The sequence below is a fragment of the Pseudoalteromonas sp. AWM4_233 genome (assembly GCF_056158285.1).
Window position 1 is genome coordinate 3,163,513 of sequence record NZ_JBSWSZ010000001.1, and the last position, 17,728, is coordinate 3,181,240.

The 17,728-nt window shown below is 41.7% G+C and carries 19 protein-coding genes and 1 tRNA gene; 6 read left to right on the forward strand and 14 right to left on the reverse strand.

Features of this window, described 5'->3' with window-relative positions; translation table 11 throughout:
* Positions 1-27 precede the first annotated feature (27 nt).
* Genes ACXAC4_RS14325 through ACXAC4_RS14345 form a run of 5 tightly spaced genes read right to left on the reverse strand, consistent with a single transcriptional unit; the run spans position 28 to position 3,987 of the window.
* The gene (locus ACXAC4_RS14325) at positions 28-1,587 is read right to left on the reverse strand and encodes a serine hydrolase (RefSeq protein WP_475162759.1); all 1,560 of its coding nucleotides are present in this window, start codon (positions 1,585-1,587) and stop codon (positions 28-30) included.
* Between the two features lie 22 nt (positions 1,588-1,609).
* Entirely contained in the window at positions 1,610-2,110 is a 501-nt protein-coding gene (locus ACXAC4_RS14330; RefSeq protein ID WP_475162760.1) for a gamma-glutamylcyclotransferase family protein, read from the reverse strand.
* Between the two features lie 2 nt (positions 2,111-2,112).
* Complete coding sequence (locus ACXAC4_RS14335; RefSeq protein WP_421963418.1) at positions 2,113-2,739, reverse strand: LysE family translocator; 627 nt, start codon at positions 2,737-2,739, stop codon at positions 2,113-2,115.
* Positions 2,723-3,514: a hypothetical protein gene (locus tag ACXAC4_RS14340; protein ID WP_475162762.1), complete on the reverse strand. Its 792-nt coding sequence runs from the start codon at positions 3,512-3,514 to the stop codon at positions 2,723-2,725. Before ACXAC4_RS14340 ends, ACXAC4_RS14335 begins: the two co-directional genes overlap by 17 nt.
* Positions 3,515-3,516: 2 nt before the next feature.
* The gene (locus ACXAC4_RS14345) at positions 3,517-3,987 is read right to left on the reverse strand and encodes a CreA family protein (protein WP_475162765.1); all 471 of its coding nucleotides are present in this window, start codon (positions 3,985-3,987) and stop codon (positions 3,517-3,519) included.
* Between the two features lie 66 nt (positions 3,988-4,053).
* Here ACXAC4_RS14345 and ACXAC4_RS14350 point away from each other — a divergent pair, with 66 nt between their 5' ends.
* The 3 genes from ACXAC4_RS14350 to ACXAC4_RS14360 all read left to right on the forward strand — a co-directional run bounded on the left by ACXAC4_RS14350 (position 4,054) and on the right by ACXAC4_RS14360 (position 6,904).
* A complete protein-coding gene (locus ACXAC4_RS14350) occupies positions 4,054-4,383 on the forward strand; it encodes a 5-carboxymethyl-2-hydroxymuconate Delta-isomerase (RefSeq protein WP_475162769.1) in 330 nt (109 codons plus the stop codon).
* A 57-nt stretch (positions 4,384-4,440) separates the two neighbouring features.
* The gene (locus tag ACXAC4_RS14355) at positions 4,441-5,145 is read left to right on the forward strand and encodes a pseudouridine synthase (protein ID WP_475162771.1); all 705 of its coding nucleotides are present in this window, start codon (positions 4,441-4,443) and stop codon (positions 5,143-5,145) included.
* Between the two features lie 130 nt (positions 5,146-5,275).
* Positions 5,276-6,904, forward strand: coding sequence for a methyl-accepting chemotaxis protein (locus tag ACXAC4_RS14360; RefSeq protein ID WP_475162772.1), 1,629 nt, complete (start codon positions 5,276-5,278; stop codon positions 6,902-6,904).
* A gap of 82 nt (positions 6,905-6,986) precedes the next feature.
* Here the strand turns inward: ACXAC4_RS14360 and ACXAC4_RS14365 are convergent, their stop codons facing one another.
* From ACXAC4_RS14365 to ACXAC4_RS14380, 4 genes are all read right to left on the reverse strand, one after another.
* Entirely contained in the window at positions 6,987-8,162 is a 1,176-nt protein-coding gene (locus ACXAC4_RS14365) for a mandelate racemase/muconate lactonizing enzyme family protein (RefSeq protein ID WP_058030969.1), read from the reverse strand.
* Positions 8,163-8,170: 8 nt separating this feature from the next.
* Positions 8,171-8,938: a class II aldolase/adducin family protein gene (locus tag ACXAC4_RS14370; protein ID WP_130254031.1), complete on the reverse strand. Its 768-nt coding sequence runs from the start codon at positions 8,936-8,938 to the stop codon at positions 8,171-8,173.
* 131 nt (positions 8,939-9,069) lie between these two features.
* Positions 9,070-9,390 carry a c-type cytochrome gene (locus ACXAC4_RS14375; protein ID WP_421963426.1) on the reverse strand — a complete coding sequence of 107 codons (321 nt, stop codon included), beginning with the start codon at positions 9,388-9,390 and terminating at the stop codon, positions 9,070-9,072.
* Positions 9,391-9,444: 54 nt separating this feature from the next.
* On the reverse strand, positions 9,445-9,987 hold the full coding sequence (locus ACXAC4_RS14380; RefSeq protein ID WP_058030972.1) for a DUF2058 domain-containing protein: 543 nt from the start codon (positions 9,985-9,987) through the stop codon (positions 9,445-9,447).
* Positions 9,988-10,247: 260 nt separating this feature from the next.
* On the opposite strand from ACXAC4_RS14380, the gene ACXAC4_RS14385 reads away from it, so the two are divergent.
* Positions 10,248-11,390 carry an MFS transporter gene (locus tag ACXAC4_RS14385; RefSeq protein WP_475162784.1) on the forward strand — a complete coding sequence of 381 codons (1,143 nt, stop codon included), beginning with the start codon at positions 10,248-10,250 and terminating at the stop codon, positions 11,388-11,390.
* Here ACXAC4_RS14385 and ACXAC4_RS14390 read toward each other — a convergent pair.
* Both ACXAC4_RS14390 and ACXAC4_RS14395 read right to left on the reverse strand, forming a co-directional pair.
* On the reverse strand, positions 11,363-11,878 hold the full coding sequence (locus tag ACXAC4_RS14390; protein WP_475162787.1) for a prolyl-tRNA synthetase associated domain-containing protein: 516 nt from the start codon (positions 11,876-11,878) through the stop codon (positions 11,363-11,365). The two genes, ACXAC4_RS14385 and ACXAC4_RS14390, sit on opposite strands and share 28 nt — an antisense overlap.
* Positions 11,871-12,233, reverse strand: coding sequence for a hypothetical protein (locus ACXAC4_RS14395; RefSeq protein ID WP_475164144.1), 363 nt, complete (start codon positions 12,231-12,233; stop codon positions 11,871-11,873). The genes ACXAC4_RS14390 and ACXAC4_RS14395 overlap by 8 nt, the downstream gene beginning before the upstream one ends.
* A 170-nt stretch (positions 12,234-12,403) precedes the next feature.
* Here ACXAC4_RS14395 and ACXAC4_RS14400 point away from each other — a divergent pair.
* Together ACXAC4_RS14400 and ACXAC4_RS14405 are read left to right on the forward strand one after the other, a co-directional pair.
* Positions 12,404-12,479: transfer RNA gene (locus ACXAC4_RS14400), tRNA-Ala, on the forward strand.
* Between the two features lie 254 nt (positions 12,480-12,733).
* Positions 12,734-14,581: a cation:proton antiporter gene (locus tag ACXAC4_RS14405; protein WP_475162790.1), complete on the forward strand. Its 1,848-nt coding sequence runs from the start codon at positions 12,734-12,736 to the stop codon at positions 14,579-14,581.
* A 26-nt stretch (positions 14,582-14,607) separates the two neighbouring features.
* On the opposite strand, the gene ACXAC4_RS14410 is transcribed toward ACXAC4_RS14405, so the two are convergent.
* From ACXAC4_RS14410 to hflC, 3 genes are all read right to left on the reverse strand, one after another.
* Positions 14,608-15,231, reverse strand: coding sequence for a tetratricopeptide repeat protein (locus tag ACXAC4_RS14410; protein WP_475162793.1), 624 nt, complete (start codon positions 15,229-15,231; stop codon positions 14,608-14,610).
* 120 nt (positions 15,232-15,351) lie between these two features.
* Positions 15,352-16,668 (reverse strand): adenylosuccinate synthase, encoded by a 1,317-nt coding sequence (locus tag ACXAC4_RS14415; RefSeq protein WP_058030976.1) that lies wholly within the window; start codon positions 16,666-16,668, stop codon positions 15,352-15,354.
* A 177-nt stretch (positions 16,669-16,845) separates the two neighbouring features.
* Positions 16,846-17,727: a protease modulator HflC gene (hflC, locus tag ACXAC4_RS14420; RefSeq protein WP_058030977.1), complete on the reverse strand. Its 882-nt coding sequence runs from the start codon at positions 17,725-17,727 to the stop codon at positions 16,846-16,848.
* Position 17,728 lies beyond the last annotated feature (1 nt).

Consider the following 17,728-nt stretch of genomic DNA (forward strand, 5'->3'; position numbering starts at 1 on the left):
CAGGCCTAAAACTGCTACAGCTAAAAACTATTCAGCGCGCTTGGCTTTTAAGTCCAAATTGTGGAAGTCAAAACTAAAGTCGGTAATATGCGGGTTCACATATTCCATACTCGCTGACTTTACTTGCTGTGCTTTATCCATTTCAAAATGAATGTATGCGTCTGCCTCTAATAATGCGTCATCCCAACGCACAATAAAAGTATTGCCAGAGTGGTGCTCTAGTTTACCTTTAAGCATTTTAGTATGGGTAAAATCAATACGCAGTTCATCAGCCACATACTCGACAATCACATCACCATACCAATCGCTGGTTAAAGTACCTGTATAATTTTGTACCGCTAACGCTGGTTGTACTTGTTCAAGCTTCACCGCTCCAGCTTTGGTATAGGCTTCTTTTTTACCTTTGTGGAAGCGCTCAGCCGCTTTTGTCACATAGTCTTGCTCTTCAAGACCTAACGCATCTTCAAATACTTCATTAATAATGGCTGTTAATGCAGGGTAAGCTTGCTGGTTAGATAAAACCACTACACCTAGCTTTTTCTCTGGGATCATCGCAACCTGCGACACCATACCTAATATACCGCCACCATGACCGACTTTTTTGAAGCCATTGTAATCTTCAATCGACCAACCTAAGCCATAGCCTCTAAACTGCTGACGATACGCTTCAAAGGCACTTTTAGACGCCACACGCATAATATGTGGGTGCCACATTTGCACTTGCTGCTCGGCGCTAAACAATTGCTTTCCGTTAGGCATTTTACCGCCATCAAGCTGGGTTAATAACCACTGGCTCATTTCATTGACGTTAGATGCAATGGCGCCTGCACCACGAAAATCTTCTAAATAGTTCACAAAGAAAGGCGTTAGTTTACCTTCCATCGGAATATGACCTGTAGCCCAGTTTTGATTGCCTTTAGCAATGCGAGAAAAACCAGCACGAGACGTGGTCATTTCAAGCGGCTTCATCATTTTTTGCTCGACAAACTCTTGCCAGCTTAAACTACTTACACGCGCGACAACTTCACCGGCCATCACGAACATCAAGTTGTTATAAGCGTATTGACTACGAAAGCTCGAAACCGGTTTTAAATGGCTGATCCCCTCAATAAGCTCAGGTACTGATTTATTGGTGTCAGGCCAGATCATTAAGTCACCTGCGCCTAACCCTAAACCACTGCGATGACTGAGTAAATCACGGATAGTCATTTCTCGAGTGGCATATGAGTCATGTAATTTAAACTCAGGAATATGCTTGATGACTTTATCGTCCCAAGTAATTTTGCCCTCATCCACCAGCATAGCCAACGCCGCAGCGGTAAACGCTTTAGAGTTAGAAGCAATACCAAATAACGTATTCGCATTAACTGGCGCTTTTGACTCGAGGTGACGGACTCCAAAGCCTTTTGCTAACACAACTTTGTCATTCTCTACTACTGCAATGGCAATACCCGGTATGTTAAATTGCGACATAGCGTCGTTGACAGCTTGCTCCACGTCTTGTGGCTTAACTTGTTGTGCAAATGCATTGAAGCCGCTAGTTGCAGCCACTAAACACATGGCTGAAAATAATGCCTTGAGTTTCATAATGTCCCTTGTTGTTGTTCTTTTATAATTTGTGGATGGCCCATTCTCTAGCAGCGCGCTCTAGATTACTATCACTTTGCGATGCCTGTGCTGAGATCTGAGTTATATAATCAGAGTTGAATTGATGCTCTTGCGCGCCTTTTAGAACGTGCTCGACATACCAGTCAAAAGGCAGGTGCGTATCTATAAACGTATTCGCAATGTAACTTTGAGCGATGAGTATTTCACCGCATGGACGCACAATCTCCACCGCTTCACGGTCGTATCTTTCACCTTCAATTGCATCTAATCTCGCAAGCTCTTGGTCATCTAACGCATACAGTACACCGTGGACAAACACCTCGCGCTGCTTTGCAGGCACAATATTGCACTTTGCTGAGCCGTCGGTAGAAAGCATATCAAACGTCAACTGATACGCATGTAAAGTGCCCACACCGAGTAATTCTGCATTAGGTAAACGCGCAAATAGCCTAGAGGTAGACATATTCGAGCCATAGGCAAAATTAATGTGCTTCTTTGTCATGGCTACACCACCACTCGAATTGCCAAGGCAATCAGCACAACACCTATGCCTCTATCAAACCAATGCCCTGCTCGATGAAAAAAGGCACGCACAGATTGCTTACTCAAAACCATACTTAAAAATGAGAACCATGCCCAAGTAGCTAACGCCATATAAAGACCGTATATCGCTTGCACTGAAGTCGGCGTTGTTGGCGCAATTACAAGTGTGAATAATGACATAAAGAATAAAGTCGCTTTAGGGTTCAATGCATTGACCAAAAAACCACGTTTGAATGCTTTAAAGGCTGATTCAACTTGAACACGCTCCGCGGTATCTATATTGTCATCACCAGATGCCGGCTTGGCTCTGAGCGCTTGCACACCCATATAAGCTAAATACGCACCAGCAACATACTTTAAAATAGTAAATAACTCAGGAGAGTTTGCTAGCACTAAAGCCACACCTAATAAACAATATGCGACATGCACGAATATCCCCAACCCAACACCTGCGCTAGTCCATAAAGCGTTATTACGCCCTTGTTGAATACTCTGTTTGAGTACAATGGCAAAATCAGGCCCAGGGCTTGCCACCGCAAAAAAATGCGCAATGGCGATTAACAAAAATTCATCAAGATAACTGAGCATGGCGCTTCTCTTCTAACGCTAACAAGTACGGGTTGGCTGATTCATTTAATAAAGCTTTAATTTGCTTTTGCGCCTGTTTATACATACTACGCAAATGAGATTTTAGATGCTTCTTACCATCAACTTGCGGCTTAAAATGACAGATCAGGGCATGCATAAACACAGTCTGAGGTTCAGTAAGCGCCGCTTGCCTGTTGGCATAAGGGTTATAACATGAGCCACAACCACCTTTAAACTGATAGACGGTATTGCTCATCATCACCCCAAAGCCTAAGTAGCACGCTAACGCATCACTGGCTGCAGGAATTTGCTCTTTCCCACCCGGTGGCATAACGCCTTTTTGATAAACCATCATCAAAGCTAGGCTTCCTGCCAAGCTGGCAACAAGGTCTTGCGGTTGATTAATCTGGTTTGGGTTATAAGACAAACTCATTGGGATAATGGGCGGGTTAACGATCTGCGCATCCGCTCCACGGTTAGAGCCGACAAATTTAAAAGGCGCAATCTGCTGAGGCATCATTTGGTTAGGGTTAACCAATTGTACAGGCCATACTTGTAAGCCCGCGTAATCACGCACGCGCTTAAACACGGTTTGCGCCATTTGCTCAACACTTGAAACCTGATCTGGGAAAAACTGCCCTGTCGGCTCGATAACTTGCGTATGCTCTAGGAAATATTGGCCATCAAAGTTATCGCATGCCCAAATAAAGGCATCGATTAACCAACTTTCTTCTTCTTTTGATACAAGGGGTTTTGTTTTAAATAACGACAGCATATCTATTTTTCTTTGTTAGTCCAATTCCAAGCCTGAGTGTTATACAAAGGTACACTCGATAAAGCATGATGGTGACTTCCACTAGTCTCTTTAGTTGAATAAGACAAATACAATAAGGTTTGCGTATCGGCATCGTAAATACGACGCACTTTTAATGATTTAAACAAAATACTTTTAGAGGCTTTAAAAACCACTTCACCATCTTTTGATAAATCTATTTGCTGTAACTGCTCGGCCGTAATCGGGCCTGTTTGGCGACACGCAATTGACATATCCGAAGGATCTGAAAAATCTAAGTCCGCTTCTATATGGCTTATATGACAAGTCACGCCTGTCACAATGGGATCTTGCTTCGCTTTAACCACCACATCTTTGGTAGTAAATAAACCTAAACTGACTTTAGCGGCGTCATCACTACAACCCATTAAGCCTGCAGTGATCAAAATAGCGCCGAGCATGCGTTTTAAAAACATCTGACAATACATCTATATTCACATAACATAGCGTTATTTACGCATAATTAACGAGCGAAGTCATCTATGCCGCACTTTATCATTGAGCACTCAGACAACTTACATATACAGACCGAAGAACTGGTCGCAACCATTCATCAAGCTGCAATTGGCACTGCGCTATTTGATTTAACGACGGTAAAGACCCGAGCGAATAGTTTTCAACATTTTCAGCTTGGTAATGGCAAAGCTGGATTTGTCCATGTTCAAGCCCATATCATGGCGGGACGTGAAGTTGAGAAAAAGCAGTTCCTCAGTGAAACCTTACTGTTTGCTTTAGAAGATTTACTGGGCTGTGACTATCAACTCAGTGTTCACGTTTATGATTTATTGCCTGAAGTATACAGAAAGAACTGATTTAAAATATTGGCTTTCGTATAATGCCATTACAATGCATTACAAAAGTGATTTAACATGAAATTTCCTTGTCGATTAGATAAATTCGTTAGCCATATAACAGAGTTACCTCGCTCCAAAGTCAAAGCGGGTATAAAAAAACGTAATGCTATAGTGAATGGAGAACTGATCACAAAGTTTGATCACCCAATCACACAAGATGACCATGTTGAATGGCAGGGCGAGCATATAGCTTATCTAGGCTTGCGCTACTATATGTTAAACAAACCACAAGACTATATCTGTGCCAATAATGACGAAATACACGCCACTGTGTTCGATTTACTTGATGAGCCCAACTTAAAAAACTTTCATGTTGCGGGTCGTTTAGACATCGACACCACAGGTTTAGTTCTTATTACCAATGACGGCGATTGGTCACACAAAGTCACTTCTCCTAAGCAGCAGAAATTTAAAACTTATTTGGTAGAAACCCTAGAGCCTATCAGTGATGAAATGCTGTCTCAATTAGAGGAAGGTGTCATGCTACATGGTGAAAAAGATGCAACTTTACCTGCAAAAGCAGAACGCTTAGCGACTTACAGCTTAAGACTCTCTATTTGCGAAGGTAAATACCACCAAGTAAAACGCATGCTCGCAGCTGTTGGAAATAAAGTTGTTGAATTACATAGAGAAAATATTGGTGGTATCGAGTTAGATGAAACGCTTGCACCTGGTGAATACCGCGCTTTAAATGAACAGGAAGTTAAACTCATTCGCTAATAACCATATAAATATGCAGGGTTTATGAAAAAATATCACATCATAAATCCTGCATTTTCTCAATCCTCGCTTAACATCTACCCTATAATCATGATAGACATGAAAGACTAAACTAAGTTAGGAGTCCGTCGTGCTGTCAGGTATCACCTTAAGAATAAAAATAATTTTATTTACTGCGGCAATTTTCGTCTCACTTCTAGTGGTTGCAGTGTTTGGTTTACAAGCGCTTCGCCATGCAAGTGAAAGTGATAATATTGCTCGTATAAATCAACTCATGAAAAGCACGGTCAACATTGTTGAACAATTTGAGCATTATGTTGCCACAGGCGAACTAGACGAAGCGCAAGCTAAGAAGTTAGCCACCGAAATGCTTAGAGAGAATAAGTATCACGATTCAGAATATGTGTTTGTAGTAAACGAGAAACTCGACTTTATTGCCACTCCTCACGACCCCGAATTACAAGGTACCAGTTTTAACGACTTTAAAGATGCCAGTGGCCAAAGCATAGGTCAGAAAGTAAAAAGGCTGGTCGGTAATAAAACCAATCGAATTATCACCTATCATTGGGACTCTGTTCGTGAAGGGGAAGTTGTCGACCTCACGTCTGTTGTTCAAAAAACGTCTCGCTTTGGTTGGTATATTGGTACTGGCATAAGTATGAAAGAAGTCAATGAACGCTATTGGAATACCGCTCAGTGGCTTTTAGTTATCTCTCTTATCATTGCAACTGCTTTAGCCTTTGCTCTAGCTAAGTTTGGTTTAGGCCTATCTAACAAGCTGGGCGCCGAACTCGATACTGTACTTTCAATTGTGAAACGTGTATCTCGCGGCAACTTAAGCACAGACATCAATACCAACAACGCCAATGAAGAAAGCATCATTGCCGCAATGCAGTATATGCAACAGGGTCTAAAAGGCGTTGTCGATGGTATCCAACATGTGAGTACTGAGTTGCAATCACAAAGCCATGATGGTGAAGCTCGCTCAGAAGAATTAGAGCAACTTACCCGAAGTTTAAGTGAAGAAACCCAAATGGTTGCCTCCGCGATTACTGAACTGACAGCCTCGGCGCAAACTGTTGTTGAACATGCCGAGCAGGCCGCTTACTCCGTACAAGAAGCCGAGCAGCAAGGTCAAAATGCAGATAAGCAAACGTCTGAAGCGGCACAAGCAATCGCGCTATTAGAACAGCAAATCGACAGCGCTGGTAATAATATTCGTATTTTAGATGATGAAGTTAAGAATATTGCGAATGTACTGAGTGTTATTCAAAGCATTGCAGAGCAAACCAACTTATTAGCGTTAAATGCAGCCATCGAAGCAGCTAGGGCTGGTGAGCAAGGTAGAGGGTTCGCGGTTGTTGCTGACGAAGTAAGACAGTTAGCTCAAAGAACCCAATCAAGTACTGAAGAAATTCATACCATGATTGGTAATCTTCAATCTGCAACACAAGAGGCGAAAAGCTCTGTGAGCTTAAGTGTAGAAACATCTGAAAAGACTGTAAAAATGTCTAAAGATGCCAGTGATGCATTACAAATGGTTGCGAACTCTCTGGGAGCCATTTCCCAAATGAGTGACCAGATTGCCCATGCGGCCAAAGAGCAGCTCGCAGCGGGTGAAGATACCGCTCAGCGTGTAGTCACCATTTCTGATACGGCGGCACAGACTGCCAATGTATCTCACCATGCTCACAGTGCAACAGACAGCATTAAAGGTTTAACTAAAGACCTTGAGCATGAGATGGCTAAGTTTAGTTAATACACCACCAAGCTAAAACTTAAGTCATTAAAAAAGGGTCACTGTAATGTGACCCTTTTTTAGGTTTAGTGATGTTTAGCTGTTACTTTATTTCAACTCGTGTAGAACGCATAACCACTTCATCATTTAGCTCAATACCGATACCTGGCGCTTCTGATACTTTGAATACACCGTTCTTAGGCTGTGGATCTTGAATACATAACTCACGGTTCCATTTCTTAATCGCATAAGTATGGTGCTCATGAATTAAGAAGTTAGGAATAGCAGTTTCTAAATGAAGCGATGCCGCAGTGGCAACAGGACCACCACATACGTGCGCTTGAATACGCACATCAAAGATATCCGCGTAATCACACACTTTCTTCGTTTCAGTAAAACCACCACACAGACCGATGTCTGGCTGTAATACATCTACACTTTGATCTTCTAAATATGGACGGACACCCCAGCGGTTATATAAACGCTCACCACCAGCAATTGGCACTGCCACTTTATCGGCAACTTTCGCATGTAAAGAGTGGTTTAAGTAATTCACCGGCTCTTCGTAATACATACAATCGAATTCTTCTGCAATCTCACCAATTTGAATGGCTGAGGTAGCCCCTGGTAGACTATGACATTCAAAAATAATGTCCACTTCGTCACCTACCGCTTCACGGATAGCCGCCATACGCGCACGGTATAACTTCATTTCCGCGCGAGAGATAAGCTTAGTACGGTCGTAATAAGTATTACCGTCTTTGTCATACATGATAGGGTCAACTTTAACCGCGTCGTATCCTTCGGCAATTGCTTTGTGTGCAGCTTCCGCATATTCATGAGGTTGCACAAGAGCTTTGAATTCATCATCCCAGTCAAACTGTAGCTGCGACGCATAGGTGCGTAGCTCTGGGTTTACCTTACCACCAAGAAGTTGATAAACAGGCAGATTTAATGCTTTGCCTTTAATATCCCAAAGTGCGGTATCAATGGCACTCATCGCAGCGTAAACTACAGGGCCACCACCTAATCCCCAGAAACTTTCACGTAGCATACGTGACCAGAGCATTTCTGTTTGAAATGGGTCATGACCAATAAGAAAAGCTTCTGCCATTTCTTTGATCATACTCGCTGCCGCACTGTGACCTAAGTCATAAGCAAGACCGGCTTCACCTACCCCACTGATACCTTCATCAGTATGAATACGAACAAAAACTGGAGTCCAAGCTGGTCTGTCTGGACAATGGATATCAAAAACTTCGACGCGAGTTACTTTCATGTTAGCTCCTATTCAGCAAAACTAGGATCAAGGCGGTACGCTTTTCTGAGCATTGCAGGCCAGGCTAACTGACCACCTGTGCTACCGCTATGAACGACATTTGCTTGATTATAAATATTGTCAATGATTGGTTGAGGCACAGGCACGGCTTTTTGGCCCGTCGCTTGAATAGCAACTTGAATTTCACAAGCGCGCTGTAAGTCATAAAAGCGCATAAAGGCATCACCCACCGTTGGACCTACGGTCAAACCACCATGGTTAACTAACAGCATATGGTTGGTAGTACCTAAATCACTCTGTAGACGCGCTTTTTCGTCTTCATTCACCGCTAAGCCTTCATAATCGTGATAAGACAGCGAGGGCAATGAGAACATAGAGTGTTGGCTTAATGGCAATAAACCACACTCAAGGCTGGCAACAGCAATGGTTTCTTTTGTATGTAGGTGGATCACACAGTGAGCGTCTTCCCTTACTTCGTGAATAGCGCTGTGAATAGTGAATCCAGCAGGATTTATTTCAAATGGCGTGTCATCTAAAATATTCCCTTGTAAGTCGACCTTCACTAAATTAGATGCTGTCACTTCATCAAAACTCAAACCAAATGCATTCACCAAGTAATGATCTGTACCGGGTAAACGCGCAGACATATGCGTATAAATTAAATCCCCCCAACGCATATGCTCAACTAGACGATAACACGCAGCCAAATCAACACGAAGTTGCCACTCTTGTTCGCTGACTTTGTCTTTTAAGTTGAGTTTTGGTAGTTCAAACATAATTTGCCTTAAAATATTAACTTGGCTCAACCAGCCAATTTAGAAGTTTAGAAGTCTAAATGACTCTTGTTCGATGTTCAATAAAATAAAAACCACCGACATGCGGTGGTTTTTTCATAATCCAATGTGGATTACTTAACTTTTGATAAATAATCAGCAATCGCTTCTAGCTCAGCGTCAGATACATTTGCAACCATCGCTTTCATTGCCATAGACATACCGTTAGCGCGCGCGCCAGATTTAATGTCTTTCATTTGGTTAAGTAGATATGTTTTGTTTTGACCATTGATTTTAGGATAAGCGTCCATGATTGGCGCTTTACCTTCAGCACCGTGACATGTTTGGCACATTTTTGCCGTGTATAACGCTTTACCGTCTGCAGCTTCTGCATTGTTTGCAAATGCAGTGAAAGCAATGCCTGCACCTAAAACCATATATTTTACTTTACTCATAATTTTCTCTTCTTGTGTGACTATATGAATTCTTTACTTGCCCCAATCACGAATTTACCAAGTTAGATCGTCTGGTATCTCATAACCTGCATATGGGTCGTCTTCATCGCTTTCTGCTGTATCGTCAGCAACATGGAAAACAATGTATTTTTCGTCAACTTCAGCGATCTTACGTGCTGGCTCGTCTTGAAGTACATAAAACTTACCTTCAAGAACACAAATTGCTAAACGCCCTTTTGATAGGGCTTGTTTAGTTTGCTCGTTCACATCCAACTCTTTTACTTTATTGTCGTAAGTAAAGTTGAATGTCACTTCACCACGAATTTCATCTTGGTTATGGTGCTCTAAAATTTGCTTAACACGAGCAACTTGCTCGCGCTCTTTTAACTCAGCTTGCTTAGCTTGATTTAGCTCTTCGGCTTTGCGCTGCTGTTCAAGCTTTGTTTGTTCAATATGCTTTTGTAAGTCAGATTGATCACTTGTCGCGCCTTTTTTCTTTTTCTTCTTTTGTGCTTTACGTTTTTCGGTTTTAGCAACTTTGGCTTTATGCTCAGTCGTTAAACCTGCTTTTAGTAATTGGTCTTGTAGAGAACCCATGCTGCAACTCCATGAAAATACAATTCCCAATATATTAACTCAGATGCACGACACGACAAAGAGAGGTGCAACTGCAATCTAACTAAAGTAAAGCAAATAAAGTGTGATTTAGCGCAAAAAATTACCAACTAATTGATAAAGCTTTAAACTTAACGCGTTTCATGCATTAACATGCTCTGCAATTTAACTTTATATTTAACTAGCCTATAAAGGTTTAGCACAATAGTTTCTTATTTGCGCTGTTTTGGGTATCAGACACCATGTCATTATTTAAATTACTGCTTTGCTCTGTCTGTACATTTTTAGTCTTATACGCCCCTCAACCTCTGTTACCTATTTTTTCTGAGCTATATGATGTTTCAATTGCAAACAGTGGCGCATTAATGACAGTGACTATGATGCCACTTGCCATCGCACCACTTTGCTACGGCGTTATGCTGAGCCAATTCAATCCGTTGTCGATTTTGCGTATCGCCTTACTGATCCTTGCTGCAAGTAACTTACTTTTTGCCTATTCAGATTACTTCTCAGGACTATTAATTTGCAGACTTATACAAGGCCTTACATTACCTGCTGCGCTAATAGGCATGACAAGTTATATCGGCACCACTTTTCAAGGTGATGCGTTACAAAGAAATATGACACTGTATATTGGTAGTTCAATTATTGGGGGATACTTAGGCAGGATGCTTGCAGCAAACTTTGCCGCATTTTGGCAGTGGCAGAACTTTTTCTACTTAGTTAGTGTGGGCTTAGTTTTCCTTGCGTTAATCATTCCTAAACAACCCAAGAAAGAAGAAAGCACTAAACAAAAAATAAAGCCCTGGCTGCATGTAGTGCATTTAAAAGACACTGTTCTTTTACGCCTATTCGTCGCAGTATTTTTCATGTTCTTTTGCTTTGCCGCATTACTGAACTTTTTACCCTTTATTGTACAAAATCAATACGGCATTACGGATAATAAAGAAATTGGTTTTATTTACACGGGCTATTTGGTCGGAGCAATTTTATCTGTATGCACACCATGGCTTAATAAGAAAATTAAAAACGCTTGGGCACTGCTGAGTCTAATTTTTATTTTATATTGTGTAAGCCACATCATGCTTACAAGTCATATATTCAGCTTATTCATTGTCAGCTTTACCCTTTTCTGTGGTTGTATGTTCGTTATACATGCAACCGCAGCGCCGTTAGCAAACAAAATTAGTACCGCACCAGCTTCGGTGACTAACGGTGCTTATGTGTCTTTTTATTACAGCGGTGGCGCACTCGGGTCATTCTTACCTGGTTTTATCTTTGAAGAATATGGCTATATAGCGTTTTTGACTTGTTTATTAGTTTGCTGCTCACTTGGGCTTATTGCATGCCTTACTAACTACAAACAAGGCACGTCTATGACCTGAGGCGCATGACCTGTGTACTCAAAAAAACGCTCTAAATCCGCTTTGTTTAACACCCAAGTCTGATCATTGAAAAACGGGTGACACTGAAATTGCTCAGCCTGCCATAGACTTGATTCTACCCATACAGTAACAACTTGTTCAGTATCGTTGAAAACCGCTAACGCTGAAACGCAGCCCGGTTTAACACCTAGGTATTTAGCTAACCGTTGAGATGATGCAAATCCCAATCGCGATAATTTTTGCTGTTTAGACAGGGCTTTTAAATCTACCTGATAATCTGCAGGCACCAACAATAGGAAATGTCGCTTACCGTAGTTATCTCGTAAAAATAGATTTTTTATCCTTACACCAACCCGGTTGAGATTAAGTTCATCTGCATCTTGGCACGTGTGTAAAGGCGGGTGTTGATATTTTTCTGCATTGAGGTTCAATTGTTTAAATAAGCTCTCTAACTCAAATAGCTTATTAACTTCTGTAACTTCAGTCACGACACTGACCTCTTAATTGCACCTTACGCTCTTTCCAATACACTTCTTTAATATCGTAACCTTGCTGGCAATAATCTTGCTCGTCTAAAGCCGTTTTTAGAAGCTGTACCGCACGCTCTTCTAGAGCTAATTTTAATGCTGGCGAGTCTTCAATATGCTCTTCATTTAGAAACATCTTAAACTCACTGCGTGAGATCTCTTTTCGTGTATCTAACTTCACCCGAGCTTGTTTCTCAACGGTTACGATGAAGGCGAATAATTTTGAACCATTATCAGCCAGACGTGTGTGTAATGTTTGATCTGCAACTTTAAAAGGCTCATCAGGCTTTGAAATACATCCAGACAAAAGAACCACCATAAGTGTAAAAAGAAAAGGGAGTTTCAACATAGTTAACAAACCAGCACTCTTATTATTTTGACAATCAGTGTAACAAAGCACGCAAAAACTTTGGGATTTTTTTAACCTTAGTATTGACGGAGAAATAAAAAAAATATAAATTTCTGAGCGTATCCAGTCTGGAATGTGGGGCTATAGCTCAGCTGGGAGAGCGCCTGCCTTGCACGCAGGAGGTCAGCAGTTCGATCCTGCTTAGCTCCACCACTTTCCACCTTTCATTATTTCTTCATTTTAAGTACATATTCTCCTAATCAGGTCTATGTTTAACTAAATGACTTTGTCGTTTTATGCTGGTTAGCACAGAACTGCCTTAAGTCATAAAAATCATCTGACAATTACTTTATAAATCTTTATATATTTGTTTTATAACGCTCCTTTTAAAAATTTTTTATGTTTAGGAGTGGTATTACATTAACCAGAAAGTCATATTAACGTATGTCTATATGATAGGAGAGTGCATGTCAGCTATTTATATTGCTGGAATTGCCATTTTTTCAGTCTTTGCGCAATGGTTAGCTTGGATATTTAAAGTTCCTGCTATTCTATTTCTTTTATTAGTTGGCTTATTACTTGGTCCAGTTACTGGTCAACTCGACCCAGATCTTTTACTGGGTGATTTACTCTTCCCCGTCGTGTCTTTATCCGTTGCTATTATTCTTTTTGAAGGCGCACTGACCTTACATTTTCGAGAATTAAAAGGTATAGGTAAAATTGTTCGTAACCTCTGCTCAATTGGTATGCTCGCGACCTTTATCATTATTGCTTTTGCTGGTTATTATATTTTACAGCTAGATTGGCGTGTCGCGGCTATTTTAGGCGCAGTGCTGGTTGTAACAGGCCCAACAGTCATTGCACCTATGCTTAATGCCATGCGACCAAACCAAGACATAGACCGTGTATTGAGGTGGGAAGGCATAGTGATCGATCCTATCGGCGCATTATTCGCAGTATTAGTCTTTGAAGCAGTCAGTCTAGTTGGCAGTGGCGAGGTATTTGGCCACACCATGTGGGCCTTATTCTCTACACTCGGGGTTGGACTAGGGATAGGCATAATCAGTGGTTGGCTCACTACTTTATTGATCAGAAAAGAGTGGCTGCCTTACGAATTACATAAGTTTGGTATTTTAGCGCTCGTACTTTTCAGTTTTACACTTTCAAACCATTTAAGCCATGAGTCAGGCTTATTGGCAGTGACAGTGTTTGGTATTTGGCTGGGCAACCAAGACGATTTGGAAATTGACTCTGTATTAGAGTTTAAAGAAGACTTATCCATGATCTTAATCTCTAGTCTATTTATTCTCTTGGCAGCAAGACTAGAAGTTAGCGATATAATGTTACTTGGTTTGAATACCGTGATCTTTATCGCTATCGTGCTTTTCGTTGCCCGCCCTATTTGTATTGCAGTATCAACGTTTAATTCTGATTTATCATTTAAATCTCGGTTGCTGTTATCATGGATTGCTCCACGAGGGATAGTTGCCGCTGCAGTAGGCTCTGTTTTTGCGTTAAGTATGATTGAAAAAGGTATTCCAGATGCCGAAAAAATCGTGCCGCTGATCTTCACTGTCATCATAGTCACCGTGGTACTTCAAAGCTTAACTGCCACCCCTTTCGCTAAGTTTTTAGGTGTCCGACAACCGAGTCCCAATACTCTGCTGATAATTGGCGCTAATCATGTTGCTCGTGCGATTGCTAAGGGTTTACAAGACCAAAATATCAGCGTGCATTTATCAGACCCGGCTTGGGAAAACTGTAAAATGGCACGTATGGACGGCCTTCAATGCTATTATGGCAACCCACAATCCGAGCATGCTGAACGCTATTTACCCATGACGCAACTCAATAAGGTACTAGCTCTTTCTCCTAACCGTCATCATAATGCGCTAGGTGTACAGTATTTTTCTCATTTATTGAATGAACAGAGTGTATTTTCACTGCGCTCTTCAACCAACCATGCAAAAGCAAACAAAGACAGTGCGACTTTTTTATCTCGCCAAATTTTATTTGGTGAACAAGGTAGCTTTGCCAAACTCAGTAGCCTGATCTCAAAAGGTGGCAAGATAAGCGCAACTAAGCTCACAGAAGAATTCGATTGGCAAAAATATCAAGAGGTAAATAAAGAGGCTCTGCCCCTATTCATTATCGAAGAAAATGCCAAAGATGATGAACAAATTGAAATTCGCCCGTTTGTGAGTGAACAAAAGTATGTGCCAAAAGAGGGGGATAAAATTGTTGCCCTGCAGCCACCCAAAATGAGTGTACTGAAAGATTCATACTTGCAAAATGAATCTGAGGCTGTGAGTTAACAGTAAATTGAGTCTGGTTACCAATTTTACATTGGTAACCTTGCCCTGCGAACCACGCTCGCAGGCATCTTTCTGGCAAGATCTGCCAATGCCACTTCTATCTGTTTGTGAACTTTTTTATCGGCTACTACTGAATGAAATAACCATCGATACGCGTCTTCGTAATCTCTTGGGCTACCATGACCTTCATTGAATAAGCGCACTAAACGCATTTGCGCTTTTAAATCACCTTGCGCTGCAGCTTCACGCAAATATGTAATGGCCATTGCCTTATCAGCTTGTACAAGCTGTCCCACATCGTAATATCTGCCTAATTGCTCCAGCGCTGAGGCTAAGCCCTGCTCTGCAGCTTGTTTCATATAATATAGGCCAAGCTCAACGTCGCGCTCTACACACACTGCATAGGCCAGCATGTCACCATACAAAAATTGATATGAGGGCAACGCCATGGTTTCTGCACGCGCTTCGATATCTTGCACGAGCTGACACTCATCGTCTTTGACTCGTTTTAAATGCTGGTTCTTTTTAATTAACTCAATTAATTCAGCTTGGGTATAAAGCGGCACGGCTTTTAACTCTTCCGGCTGTGCGAAAGAGAATTGACTGATACTGGCTAATAGTAAGCCGATTAAATGACGCTTTTGAAACATAAACACTCACCCACATAAATGACGCTCAGATCATTCAATAAATATACCAAAGTTAAACAGCACGAAAAGATCCAGGCACAAAAAAAGCTGCCGAAGCAGCTTTTTTTAAACAAGATTGAATTACGCACCAAATGGGTTACGAACAATCATTGTTTCGATACGGTCAGGACCTGTAGAGATGATATCTACTGGTACGCCTGTGATTTCTTCGATACGCTTGATGTAGTTGATAGCCGCTTCAGGAAGCTGCTCTACTGACGTTGCACCGAATGTATTTTCAGACCAACCTGGCATTTCTTCGTAAACAGGAGTTACTTTCTCATAGCCTTCAGCTGCAAGTGGTGTAACGTTTGTTACTGTGCCATCTTCTAACTGGTAACCAGTACAGATCTTGATTGTTTCAACACCATCAAGTACGTCTAGTTTAGTTAAACAGAAGCCTGAAATTGAGTTAATCTGTACAGCGCGACGCATTGCAACAGCATCAAACCAACCAGTACGACGTAAACGACCTGTAGTCGCGCCGAACTCATGACCTTTGTCACCTAAGTGCTTACCTACTGGATCTTGCTTATCAAGACCATCGTAAAGCTCTGTAGGGAAAGGACCTGAACCTACACGCGTCGTGTAAGCTTTAACGATACCAAGTACGTAATCTAGGTTAAGTGGACCGAAACCTGCACCCGTCGCAACACCACCAGCTGTTGTGTTTGACGACGTTACATATGGGTATGTACCGTGGTCGATATCAAGAAGTGTACCTTGAGCACCTTCAAATAAGATGTTGTCGCCAGCTTCACGCGTTTGGTCAAGTAGCTCAGTTACATCTACAACCATTGCTTTTAGGATATCAGCAACAGCCATTGCATCGTCATAAGTCTTCTGGAAGTCAACTGGGTCTACTTTGTAGTAGTTAACTAATGTGAAGTTATGGTACTCAAGAATTTCTTTAAGTTTTGCAGCAAACTGCTCTGGGTTGAATAGATCACCAACACGAAGACCGCGGCGAGCCACTTTATCTTCATAGGCAGGACCGATACCACGACCAGTTGTACCAATCGCTTTTTCACCACGCGCTAGCTCACGCGCTTGGTCTAATGCTACGTGGTAAGGCAAGATCAGAGGACATGCTTCACTGATAAGTAGACGTTCACGAACTGGTACGCCACGCTCTTCAAGCATACCCACTTCTTTCATTAACGCGTCAGGTGCTAATACAACACCATTACCAATTACACACTTAACGTTGTCACGTAAAATACCTGACGGGATTAAGTGTAGAACTGTTTTCTCACCATTGATCACCAAAGTATGACCCGCGTTGTGGCCACCTTGATAACGCACAACAAGAGAAGCTTTATCTGTTAGTAGATCAACTACTTTACCTTTACCTTCGTCACCCCATTGGGTGCCTAGTACAACGACGTTTTTACCCATTGCAATATCACTTAGAAAAAATTAGGCGAGGATTTTACCAGAAAATGACAACGAAGATAACCGTAAAAGTGGTATTTTTTCTGTACTGTGAGCGCGAATAAAACAATGTTTTGAAATGCAACAAAAAAGCCCTGAAAAAATCAGGGCTTTTAATTAAGAAATACGAGCGCTATTTAATTACTTCGCGCCTTTCGCATCCTTCATATAGTCAAAGAACTCGCTGTCTGGTGACAGCACCATAACATCGCCTTTGTTATTGAAGGTTTTCTTATATGCTTCTAAAGAACGAACGAAACCGAAGAATTCCGCGTCTTTATTATATGCATCAGCGTAGATCTTAGCCGCTGTTGCATCGCCTTCACCTCGTACGCTTCGCGCATTACGCTCAGCATCAGCAAGCATAACCGTCACACGACGATCCACTTCTGCACGAATTGTTTCAGCTTTCTCTTGACCTTCAGAGCGGTGCTCTTTAGCTACCGCAGTACGCTCAGCACGCATACGACGGAAGATTGACTCACTGACTTCATTAGGTAGATTGATTTGTTTTACACGAACGTCTAAAACTTCTATACCTAGCTCAGTTGCACTCTCAGATGCTTGTACCAAGGCTTCTGCCATTAACTCACTACGCTCACCAGAAACAATCTCTTTGATTGTACGGTTACCAAAGTTAGTTCTCAGACCATTATTCACTTTTTGCTTAAGTAGCGTTTCAGCATATTGCTTATCACCACGCGCACGCAGGTAGTAAGCACTGAAATCGTTCACTCGCCATTTAACAAATGAGTCAACAATTAAGTCTTTTTTCTCACTCGTTACGAAACGATCTGGTGCACCGTCAAGCGTTTGAATGCGCGCATCAAGCTGCTTTACTTGGCTAAAGAAAGGTACTTTGAAATGAAGACCTGGGCCGTACACAACCGCATTGTCTTCACTGTCTTTTTGCACCTTACTGAATAGTAAAACAATCGCACGTTGACCTTCTTTAACAACAAACACCGATGAAAATGACATCAACACGGCAACAATTAAGAGGATAGAACTAAAATTTCTCATA

What these genes read in the sequence shown, in the direction of transcription:
- ACXAC4_RS14370 (WP_130254031.1), bottom strand. Translation starts at nt 8,938, where the DNA reads ATGTTTGAACTACCAAAACTCAACTTAAAAGACAAAGTCAGCGAACAA.
- ACXAC4_RS14345 (WP_475162765.1), bottom strand. Translation starts at nt 3,987, where the DNA reads ATGTTTTTAAAACGCATGCTCGGCGCTATTTTGATCACTGCAGGCTTA.
- ACXAC4_RS14365 (WP_058030969.1), bottom strand. Translation starts at nt 8,162, where the DNA reads ATGAAAGTAACTCGCGTCGAAGTTTTTGATATCCATTGTCCAGACAGA.
- ACXAC4_RS14415 (WP_058030976.1), bottom strand. Translation starts at nt 16,668, where the DNA reads ATGGGTAAAAACGTCGTTGTACTAGGCACCCAATGGGGTGACGAAGGT.
- ACXAC4_RS14380 (WP_058030972.1), bottom strand. Translation starts at nt 9,987, where the DNA reads ATGGGTTCTCTACAAGACCAATTACTAAAAGCAGGTTTAACGACTGAG.
- ACXAC4_RS14375 (WP_421963426.1), bottom strand. Translation starts at nt 9,390, where the DNA reads ATGAGTAAAGTAAAATATATGGTTTTAGGTGCAGGCATTGCTTTCACT.
- ACXAC4_RS14385 (WP_475162784.1), top strand. Translation starts at nt 10,248, where the DNA reads ATGTCATTATTTAAATTACTGCTTTGCTCTGTCTGTACATTTTTAGTC.
- ACXAC4_RS14355 (WP_475162771.1), top strand. Translation starts at nt 4,441, where the DNA reads ATGAAATTTCCTTGTCGATTAGATAAATTCGTTAGCCATATAACAGAG.
- ACXAC4_RS14330 (WP_475162760.1), bottom strand. Translation starts at nt 2,110, where the DNA reads ATGACAAAGAAGCACATTAATTTTGCCTATGGCTCGAATATGTCTACC.
- ACXAC4_RS14325 (WP_475162759.1), bottom strand. Translation starts at nt 1,587, where the DNA reads ATGAAACTCAAGGCATTATTTTCAGCCATGTGTTTAGTGGCTGCAACT.
- ACXAC4_RS14335 (WP_421963418.1), bottom strand. Translation starts at nt 2,739, where the DNA reads ATGCTCAGTTATCTTGATGAATTTTTGTTAATCGCCATTGCGCATTTT.
- ACXAC4_RS14340 (WP_475162762.1), bottom strand. Translation starts at nt 3,514, where the DNA reads ATGCTGTCGTTATTTAAAACAAAACCCCTTGTATCAAAAGAAGAAGAA.
- ACXAC4_RS14410 (WP_475162793.1), bottom strand. Translation starts at nt 15,231, where the DNA reads ATGTTTCAAAAGCGTCATTTAATCGGCTTACTATTAGCCAGTATCAGT.
- ACXAC4_RS14405 (WP_475162790.1), top strand. Translation starts at nt 12,734, where the DNA reads ATGTCAGCTATTTATATTGCTGGAATTGCCATTTTTTCAGTCTTTGCG.
- ACXAC4_RS14350 (WP_475162769.1), top strand. Translation starts at nt 4,054, where the DNA reads ATGCCGCACTTTATCATTGAGCACTCAGACAACTTACATATACAGACC.
- hflC (WP_058030977.1), bottom strand. Translation starts at nt 17,727, where the DNA reads ATGAGAAATTTTAGTTCTATCCTCTTAATTGTTGCCGTGTTGATGTCA.